General features: G+C 68.4%; 4 protein-coding genes. 1 reads left to right on the top strand and 3 read right to left on the bottom strand.

The window, feature by feature from the left end; genetic code table 11:
* Nucleotides 1–47 precede the first annotated feature (47 nt).
* Nucleotides 48–2363: an NACHT domain-containing protein gene (locus ACWEPX_RS01525; RefSeq protein ID WP_451895098.1), complete on the bottom strand. Its 2316-nt coding sequence runs from the start codon at nt 2361–2363 to the stop codon at nt 48–50.
* Nucleotides 2327–2896: a hypothetical protein gene (locus tag ACWEPX_RS01520; protein ID WP_451895097.1), complete on the bottom strand. Its 570-nt coding sequence runs from the start codon at nt 2894–2896 to the stop codon at nt 2327–2329. Before ACWEPX_RS01520 ends, ACWEPX_RS01525 begins: the two co-directional genes overlap by 37 nt.
* Before the next feature lie 394 nt (nt 2897–3290).
* Here ACWEPX_RS01520 and ACWEPX_RS01515 point away from each other — a divergent pair, with 394 nt between their 5' ends.
* Nucleotides 3291–3545 (top strand): hypothetical protein, encoded by a 255-nt coding sequence (locus ACWEPX_RS01515; protein ID WP_451895096.1) that lies wholly within the window; start codon nt 3291–3293, stop codon nt 3543–3545.
* A gap of 270 nt (nt 3546–3815) precedes the next feature.
* Here the strand turns inward: ACWEPX_RS01515 and ACWEPX_RS01510 are convergent, their stop codons facing one another.
* Entirely contained in the window at nt 3816–10031 is a 6216-nt protein-coding gene (locus ACWEPX_RS01510) for a hypothetical protein (RefSeq protein WP_451895095.1), read from the bottom strand.
* Nucleotides 10032–10102: the final 71 nt, after the last annotated feature.

Here is a 10102-nt window from a genome sequence, read left to right as displayed (position 1 = left end):
CGTCGCTCCCCTCCAGTTCTCGGGCAGATCCGGTAGGCAGGGAGTGACTAACTCGGGTGCGCGGGCGGGCGGGTTAGCCCGATGATGGCAGAGTCATCAACCGGTTGGCGGGTGTACCAGTGGTGCAGGATCTGGTGGCCCTCGGCTGCGTAGGGCCACAGGTGGGGCTCGAGTCCGTTTATGAGTTCGACGATCGCCTGCTGCAGTTCAACGTCGCGGAAATCGGTGGTCGGTGAGGTGGCCCGTGCGAGCAGGCTCGCGGCATTTTCCAGTGGCGGTCGTCGGTCGATGGGTGCGTCCGCCTCGGCGATGGCGCGCAGCAGCACGGTGCGAAGCGGTTCGGTTTCGATGTTAGGACGTTGGATGCCCTGGTGCTGCCAGATCGCGTTGTCGCTGTGTACCCGTAGTTGCTCGACGGTGTCCTGCAGAGCCAGTGGCGTGCTGTTGCGAATTCTGTCGAATCGGCTGCGGGCGCTGACCGAGGCGACACCGGGGTGTTGTGCCCAGGCGGCAAGGGCATCTAGGGCGGTGACGGTGCTCTTCCCGCGGCTGTTGGTGCGGGCGTCGAGGGCGGCCAGCACCGGGCGGATCAGGTCGAGGTGCTGGCCGGTGATGCGATGGATGACCGCCATCAACCGGTTGACCGTGTCGCCCGGGTAAGTGTCGAGCAGTCGCAGGGCCCTGGTGAACAGCAGTCGGGTATAGCGAGGTTGCTGGGCGGCGACATCCTCGTCGAGCATGTCGAGGGCGAGTCGGGCGCCGGGCATCAGCCAGTCCGCCAGAGGGTCGGCGGTATCGAGTTCCTCGAGCATGAGGATCACGTCGTTGCGCAGGGGCTCGTGGTCGGTGAAGATCCTGCTGGCCGCGAACAGCCAGGTGTTGCGCCAGTGAGCCGACACGGCCAGGTGCCTGAGGGCCCGCATCAGCTCGGCGTCGCCTGCGGTGAACAGCGCGCGGGCGGCCATGAGTTCCTGCAGGCTGCGCACTTCGAACCCGATGGTTGCTCTGGGCATGCCCACCAGTAGCACCAGACGATCGGTGGCCAGGATCAGCAGCCTGCTGGCCAGCCGTGCGGCCTGGTCCTGGTCATGCCCCTCCTCGAGAAGCCGGTCGTGGATGATGCCTCGCAGGTCGGCTTCGGGTAGGTGTGCCTCGGCCTCGCCGGCGTGTTCGGCGCGGATCTGCAGTAGCAGTCCGGCGCGTTCGTGGATGCGATCGATGTTGCGGCGCTGGGCGGCCATCAACCGGGAGTCGGGCGTGTCCTTGCCGATTTCGCGGTCGTAGAGGGTGGTGTAGTAAGCCTCGAACAGGCCGTGTCGGTCCTGGGGTGCGCGGGCGCGTCGCTCCAGCAACAGGGTCATGATCGTGACCTGCAGCGGGGTGCGCATCAGTCGCGCGGTGAGCGGTTCGGCGGCAGCCGTGCGCAGTCGCTGCACGATCAGTTCGTGCATCTCTGGGTCGTCGGCGAACTGCAGTTGCGCGAGGTGTTCGGCGTAGTCCAGGGAGCGGTCAGCCTCCATCGGCCGCAGGGTGAGCTGCCGGTAGTAGGCCGGGCTCAACTCCCCGCGGTAGCCCTGCGGCCGGGTGGTGGCGACCACCAACAGGTCGGCTTCGGCCTGGGCGGCGTCGATGAGGAAGTCGCGGATCGCGGCGAGGGTCGCGTCGCGGATATCGGGGTCGGCGACTTCGTCTAGGCCGTCGAGCACCACCAGCCAGGGCCACTCCCGCAGCCACGCCCGAACCATCAGCCCATTGATTGGGCCGGTCGAACGTGCCTGATCGGTGATGTAGTTCAGCAGACTGACCGAGCGCCGTGCCGCCAGCGCGTCGGCGAACTGGCTCAGGACGATCCGCACAGGCCATCGCCTGCACCGCGGCGTCGGGATGTCCAGCGTGCGCAGATGCCGCTGATAGCGCTCCAGCATCTCCGGCACATCCGGGCCCAACGTGTGTAGGGGCCGTTCGGCCAACAGCGCCACCCGGTAGACCTGACACAGCAACTGCCCCAGGGTGGTCTTGCCCTGCCCGGGGCCGCCCACGACGATCAGATGCGGCAGTGAGGCGGAGGCGGGCCGCCCCCTGCGGATGAGGTCGCCGCGGTCGACGATGTGGGCCACTACGCCCTCGACGGCTTCGGGATGCCCTCTTCCGTCCGGACCTGGCTCGAGGTGAGCAGGCAGGTCGATGGCGACGTTGCTCAGCTGCAGCTTGCGGTTGGTCGGCTCTCCGGCCTGGCCCAGCCGCACCCATTGCTGTGCCAACAGTTCTTTGGCGGCCTGGCCGGTCAGCAGGGTGGGGAAATCCGTGGACGGTACCTGTTCAGCGGTCAACGAGGCCAGCGCGCGCTGCGCCTCGGCCAGCACATCACCCGCAAGAGTGAGCCTGGCGTAGGTGCGTCGCACCCCGTCGTGGACGTCGAGCAGGCGGCAGATTTGGTCGTGGTGCCATACCGCCCAGCCCTGAAGTTCTTGCCTGTGACGTAGTGGCGGATCAGCTTCTCGACCCTGTCGATGCCTCCCCGGCCGGGATCGGGGGATAGCACGACGTTGGTGGTGAAAATCAGATACTGCGGGAGGCGCCCTCGCTTGACACGTCCCGTGTTCGGATGAATCCAACTGTTTAGTTCCTTGCGGACCTCACCGAGGAACCAGTCGGTGTCCGGCCCGGTGCGGGCTGCGGTGCGGCGGAACTTGGCCTGCAGTACCCCGTAGCCGTCCCAAGGCCCGGTAGCGGGTTCGGGCTGCGGGTAGCGCATCAGTCCCTCGAAGGTGGCCTCGCGACCGCCGTCGGGGCCGGAGCCGAACACCGACACCGCGCCGCCCAGCACGGCGATGGCCAGTGCCTGTGACATCTCCTCGAATTCCTGGGCTCCCAAGCGGGTCAAGTCGTACCGCACGCACACACCTTCCCGCCGCAGTGCCACCCCTAGCACCGCGCATCCTACTGCGCGCCGTTCGCCCAATTGGTGTCGGACCAGTGCTTGCTCAACCCGAGTTGCTGTGGACGTCCCGCGTCGACCCGGCCTGGTGTTCGGCGTCGAGCAGTTCCTAGACCCCGGGGCCACGTAGGCGGGGGCGGGAAGCCGTAGTCGCTGACGTGCCTGCCGCTGTGCAGGATCAACTTCCGTGAGGACGTTCTGGTGTTCGCTATCAACGGGTGGATCGGCAGGTTGTTCGCCCCCGAGAACCGAGACGAGACGTCCGAGCGCTTCTGGCGTCCCAAGGCGGTGCCCACAGCAGTCGAGCGGGCAGCAGGCCGCGCGACAGGGGTTGGCGGACGCGGGATCGCGCTTGAAGCGTTATCAGGCGGCGATCGCCGCCGGCGTCGACCCGTCCGCGCTCGTGGAGGTGATCAACCAGGCGCAGGCGGAACGGGAAGCAGCGCGGGCAGATGTGGGACACCAACCAACGATCGGGAAGCTGGACGTTGCGGAGGTCTACGCGATGATTGACGCTCTCAGGGACGTCCGTGTTGTGCTGGAGGACGCACAGCCGGAAGCCTGGTCAACCTCTATCGTGACCTGGGGCTGGAATCGGCTACCTTAATGACAGAGACGCTGCTCGGCGACAGCGTCTCTCCGTGTGGTTAACAAGTGTCCGAGGCCCGGGTTAACCGCCTATCCCCTCTACCAGCAATTTTGCGTCGAGGCTGGCGCGTAGAAGGCTGTGTCGCGCCCACTACGGGGGCTTAACCTCTGTCGGAGCAGAGCAAGCCGAAATGGCGCCCGCTGCGGCGAGGAACGAGACCCGACGAGAACCCAGCAGCCCGACGCCACGGTCGGACTGCTGGGTGCCTGTATCGGCCAGTGTCGCAGGTCAGGTCAGCGACGCCTGCCAGGCAGCAAGCAGCCGCGGCTCGACGCTGTACGAGCCGTCACTGTGGGTGTCGAACACCTGTAGCGCTAGCAGCCGCTCAACGACGTCTCTGGCGGAGCCGTCCATGTCGGCGGCGACCTGCAGGTCGGCCCGGCTGACCTTCTGGTCATCGACGAGTGCGACGATCGAGGCGTAGGCGCGTGCCAGGTCGGGATCGTGGGCGAGCCCGACACCATCAAGCAGGTCGTTGTGACCAGCCGGACTGTTGACGTACGCCTCCAGCTCGTCCAGGGCCGTGGGCTCCTGAGCCCCCTCGCTGTCGGCGAGGGTGGCGGCGTGCTCGACGAGCATTGGCCACCCGCCGGTGAGACCCCACAGCCGCCGCAGACGCGCATCGTGGCTGAACATCTGCCGCGTAATCGTCCAGACCCGCAGCGTCTGCTCGTCGTAGCGGCGTAGCGCGACTGCAACGCCGTGCTCAAAGGCGCTGTTCCACAGCTCGGCCTGCTCCACGCTGGAGATCAGGACGGCGGCTCGGGTGACGCCCGCAGCGGTCGGCACGCGGGTGAGTGCCAGATTGAGCGCCTCCAGGCACGCCGACGCCTGCGGTTGGACCCGGGTCAGGTCGTCGATGATGACCCGCCGCCGTCCGGCCCGTCCGCCTCGCAGCTCCTCCTCAAACGAGCGCCGGCCGCTGATCGGCGGGATGTCGAAGTCGCCAGCCTTGCTGGTGATCTCACGCAGCGCCTCGTTGACGCGGTACAAGCCGGTGGCGCGCGAACCGACAACGACGCGGACATGCGTGCTGTGATCACCGAGTATGTCGTCGAGCTGCGCAGCAGTCAGTGGCGCGCTGCTGCCGTCGGACAGCTGCGGGCGGCCTTCCAGCGCCAGGAACGTCTCGGGCACCGACTCGGACTCTGCCATGAGCAGCTGCCGCTCGACATCGGAGCGGTTGCCGATCATGTTGAGCACGTTCGGGCTGCGCAGCCGCCACCCGCGCCCGTCGGTGTTCGGCGCGACGACCCCGAGGCCGTCCATCTCGTTGAGGTAGGCGCGGAAGCTCTCGCTGTCGAGCGACTCGAAGCCCACACGCCACCAGCTCAGGCACTCCTCGCGCAGGTCTGCGTCCTGCAGGCGGGCGTCGAAGCCGAACCGGAACGCATGGTCGGCCAGCACGTTGGCGATGACGTTGTACCGGGGGTCGAGGTTCAGGGTGTCCTGGAACGCCGAGGTGATGTCGGCACGCAGGTCGCGGTTGCGCTCGACCACGGCGACGTCGTCGTCGGTGATGATGTACGGCGGCTGGTCGCCAGCCAGGCCGTCGCGCCGCTTGGCGTGCAGCGCCTCGACCAGCCGGTGACCGAACATCTGCAGCAGGAATGGCTGGTAGGAGCAGTAGCCCAGGACTCGGTTGACGAGGTTGTCGTCGGCGAACTCGTAGCCGAGCACACCCAGCGGGACGGTCAGCAGGTCTGCGGCGAACTGCGGGCGCAGCGGCCCGATGACGGTGGGGCGCTGCGCGAGGTGGCTGAACGGGCCGTTGCGTGCGCTCTTGGCGTACCGCTGCACCGAGTGAAGGCCTGCGAACACGACCTTGATGTTGTTGTCGGTGACCACGCCGATGTCGCGCAGCCGCTTGGTGTCCAGGAACGCCGGCGCGTCGGCCTCGAAGAACGGGTCGGACTCGTCGAGCAGGATGAGCAGCCGGTTGCGGCTGTCCTTGTTGCGCCAATCGAGCATCCCGGCGCGGACTTGGTCGTAGACATCGCCGGTGTCCTTGGCCTTGCGGGTCGGGACAGGCAGCACCTCGCGCTTGATCAGCTCGTTGCGCAGCCCGACCCACAGCGCGTCCTTGCTGAACGCGGCGCCAGCAGCGACTGAGTCCAGGCTCAGGTAGATCGCGATGCGCTGCCCGAGTTCGGCGGAGGCCTCGAACTTCTCGGCGGCGTAGCGCAGCAGCGCGGATTTGCCCAGACCGCGACCGCCGTAGAGCACCTGCGTGCCGTCGGGGTCGATGACCTGCACGCGCTCGAGGTCGCGTCCGTAGAACATCTCCTCGGCGACCGCGCCGCGCTTCATCCGGATGTAGGGGTTCACGGCGGCGAACGGCATGAGGATCGACATGGCCACGCCGAGCTGGCGGTTGCCGCGGGCGGCGAGGTAGGCCAGGGCTGCGTCGTCGAGTATCGCGACGGGACCGCCGGTGCGCTCGACGCGGGCGGCGAACTTCGCCCGCGCAGCGGCGCTCATTGTTCCGAAGTGCGCGATGAGCAGGCTGTCGCCGGACTGGTCGTGATCGGCGTAGGTCATCAGCACGTCCTCGGTGGGTTGGCCCCACACGAGCAGGACGCGCAGTCGGCCGCCGAGCTTGCTGCCGAACGCCGGGATCTGCGCGTCCCGGTTGGGCCGGACGTCGGTGATCTCGATGAACCGGCGCTCGCCGCTCTTTGGCATGTCCTCCAAGCGCCGGATCTTGGAGCACTCGTAGCCCATGAGGCGGATCGCGGGCAGCAGCAGGTCGCGCTCGGTGAAGCTGCGCCGACTGGCCACCGGCGCTGTCGCGGCCTGGCGCCAGGCACCGAGCGCCTCGGCGATCTGCTCGGCTGCGTCGGACGATAGGTGGCTGTAGTCGAGCACAGCGCTGCCTGCGTAGCTCGTCCTCTCGCGGACTGCGGTTACCAGCTCGGTGGTGATGCCCTGCGGCAGCGCGTCCGGGATGGCGGGGAAGAACGCGCGCAGGTCGCGCCGACTGTGGTCAGTGCGGGGGACAGGCTCGCCGACGTCCTGGAAGTACAGCAGCTCCTCGGCGGTGAGCAGGTCGCCCTTCTCGATCGGGTCGCTGATGCGGGCCCGCTCCTCGTCGTCGATGTCCAGCGCGGCGAGCCGGTCGCGCAGGCGCTGCGCGGCCTGCTCGCGGTAGGCAGGCAACAGGTTGCTGATCGTGGCGAGGGTGGCGCGGACCTGGCCGAGGTTGTCGCGGGCTGGGTCGGCGCTGGCCAGCAGCGCGGTGAGCTCGCTGTCTGCTTCCTCGGTGATGACGTTGCTGCGGCGGGCACGACGCAGGTCGGCGTCGACGGTTTCGCGTTCGACGACAATGTCGGCGCGGCTGCGCTCCAGCGCCGTGGTGTAGCGACTGCGGGCGTCATCGCCGAGGGCGTCGTCGGCCAGGATGCCAGCGTCCTGCATCTTGAGCAGGTACTGCGCAGCGGGGTAGTTCTCGCGCCGCAGCTGCAGCGTGAATGCTTCGATCCAGTCCCGTTGGACGGCGGTGATAAGCGCTGAAAGCGGGTCGGTGCTGCGCAGCTCGAGCGTACCCGCGTCGGTGACGACGACGTCGTCGGACTTGAGCAGCTCGAGGTCCAACGCGACCGTGACCCGTGGCTCGCCCGCCTGCAGCGGCTCGACGCCGTCGAGCATGGTGAAGGTCCGCTGCAAGCTGGCGTGCGCGCCCTGGGCGGCGGCAACCAGCAGGGGGTCGGCGGTCTGGGTCTGCGCCAGCAAGGCGGCCAGGGCGGCGTCGCGCTGGGCGATCACAGCGCTGCGCATGTCGGCGACCTCGCCGGTGGTCCACTCGTCGCGTCCGGTGCGGGTGCGGGTCAGGGCGCTGGTCAACTCGATCCAGCTGCGGACCGGCCGAAGCGTCTCGAGGATCAGGGCGTGCAGATCCTGCCGCCCCGATCCTTCGACCGGCTTACCGCTGTGCCCGCGGAAGTAGGTGTCAAGCTCGTCGATCTGCCGCTCGCGGACCGACGGGTCGGACAGGTGCTGAACCTTGGTCTGCACCTCGACGAGGCGGTCCGCATCGTTGGCGACGACGATGTCCAGCAGCCGCCCCAGAACGCCGTTGCTGTTGAGCCAGCGCTTGGCGATGTCGCTGCACCGCTTGAAGCGCATCGTTCGGGGCCGCCGAGCTGCGCGGGCCTGCTCGAAAATGAGCTGGAGGTCCCGTTCAGCGTCGCTGACGTCGGCCAGGACGTTGAGGGCCGGGGTGGCGTTCAGGACGCCGCGCAGCGCACGCCTGCCGATCTCATCGGCGATACTGGCCAGGTGCGGGTCGAGCCGGCTGCTGAGCTCGCCGAGCAGCGCGCCAGCAGCGGGCTCGCCGGTCACGAGCGCGACGCGCACGAGGCTGCTAACCGCGATGAGCAGGCTGACGTTGTCCTCGGCGACCTGGTTGCTGTCCAGGTCAGCCAGTTCCTGGCGAAGCATGGCGCCGCAGGGACCAGTGTCGGTGCGGACAGCGGAGGCCAGCCCAGCCATGCGGAAGGTGCGGATGCGGGTGTCGTTCCACTCGGCCTCGGTGGCCAGGTGGGCGGCCATCCCATAGCGGCAGGTGGCCAACAGGGAGGTGACAGCCCGGTCGACGGCAAGAGGGGTGGGCACGTCCTGCTCGGTACTGCTCCGGCCGGTGTCACTCTGATCTGCGCTGTCCTCAGCAGGGGTGTCCGGAGCACTGGCGGGGCGCGAACCGGGTTGCGTGGGGGGACCATTGCTGGCCCGCGCGGTGGCTGTGGTCGACCCGGGGGCCCGAGACGTGGCGGAGGTAGCAGGAGGTTCGCCTTCGACCTCGATGGCTGGATCAGCTGCCGTGACCGGTGCGTCGTGAATGGGCTGCGAGTCAGTGTGCGGAGAGGTCAGCTCGGCGGTGGGCTGGGCAAGCTCCGAGGCTGTAGTCGGCACGCTGACGTCAGTGGTGTTTGTGGTGACATCGGCGGCAGGGGGCTGCTGCGCTGGCGCAACGGCTGCAGGTGCGGGCGGCCGCGCGGCAGCCATAACCCCCAGCTCCTGCTCGGCAGACGGAGCTGTGGCGCTGGAGGGTGCTCCGAGCGTCAGCTGACCGGCGAGCATGCTGAGCACGGCGAGGCCGGGCAGCGAAGCCACTGCTCCGCTGATGCGGGCCTGCAGATCCAAGCGGATCTCCGGAGCGGCTTCCGGGTTGCGGACGAGGTCAACCAGCGCGGCGATCGCGAGCGCCAACGCACGCTGAGCGTCGGTCCAGTCAGGTGATGCCAGCAGCTCTGCGGACAGCGTCCTCAACTGCGCGACGTGCTCGGACATGCCTGGGGCGTCGCTGGTGATGCCAGCTGCTGCGGCGATGCTCTGGCGCAGTGGCGCGTCGGCGTCCCGCATGGCGCGCACAGCCAGCATCTGGGCGATCTCGTCCAACGTCGGCCGCTGTTCGGACGCGGCGCGCGAGTCCTCCTCGCCTGATTCCTCGACGGCGGAGCAGGCGTGGCTGTAGGTGCTCTGGGCGGCGCGCAGGGCGAAGACGTCGTCGTCGGATGGTCCACGGCCGGCCCGCAAGTCGGCCAGGATGTGTTCGGCGGAGACGACGGCCAGTGCGAAGCACTCGCGGGCGGCGTGCAGCGCCTGCTCGGCGTCTGTCCGAGCGTTCGGGGCTGGCGTAGGGGAGGGCTGCGGGCCTTCGGGGCCGACGATGCTGGCGATAGCCACAGGCGCGCTCTTCTGGATGGTCCGGAAGTTGGGTGGGATATCGCTGTCACCTGACGTTTCGGTCAGCTGGCTGGGCGAATCGGCTGGATCGTCGGACATGCTGCTGTCCTCAAGGAAGGTGTCGCGGGCGGCAGTGTGGGCGATGACCTGCTCGGCAGCGATGCGGATCTTCGCGGTGGTAGAGGTGTCGATCGCGCCATGGACGAACCAGGGCCGCTCGACCGCCCACCTCCACACGCGGGCCGTCGTCTCGTCTTGGGCGATGGCGGACCACAGCGCTAGGCGTAGCAGGGCAGGTGACCAGCGGCTCTCAAGCTCGTCCTCGACTTGGCCCGAGCTGTGCTCGTCGGGTCCGCTGTCCGTGGCCAGGGAGCGCACAGCGAGTGTGCGCAGGCTGCGGTACAGCGTCCCGGCGGTCAGGTGGGACGCCGCGTGCCGAGCGGTGGTTTCCTCTGCGCGCTGCAGCCTGCCAACGACGTCACGGCACAACCCCTGCGACAGGGTCTTGGGGGCCAGATGGATACCGAGCGGCTCAAGGGCGGGCTGCCGGGCGCGGATGGGCAGGCTTGACAGTGCGTTGTGGACGTCTCGGGTGGTCAGCTCCTCAACGACATCGCTGATCGGTCGGTCGACCGTGTTGAGCACTTCGACCAGCTGTTCGAGCGCCATGCGGAGCTCGTCGCTGATGTCGCGGCCGAGTGGTCGGATGATGTAGCCAGCGTACGCATCGTCGCGGCAGCCTGATCGGGCGCGCGCCATGGATCTCCTCGGTAGTTCGCCGTGGGCAGTAGGTGAGTGGGCAGTCGGGCGGGGAGGGTGGCTCGTGGTCG

Source organism: Actinokineospora sp. NPDC004072, from assembly GCF_053604195.1.
This window is presented reverse-complemented; position numbering and strand designations above follow the sequence as displayed.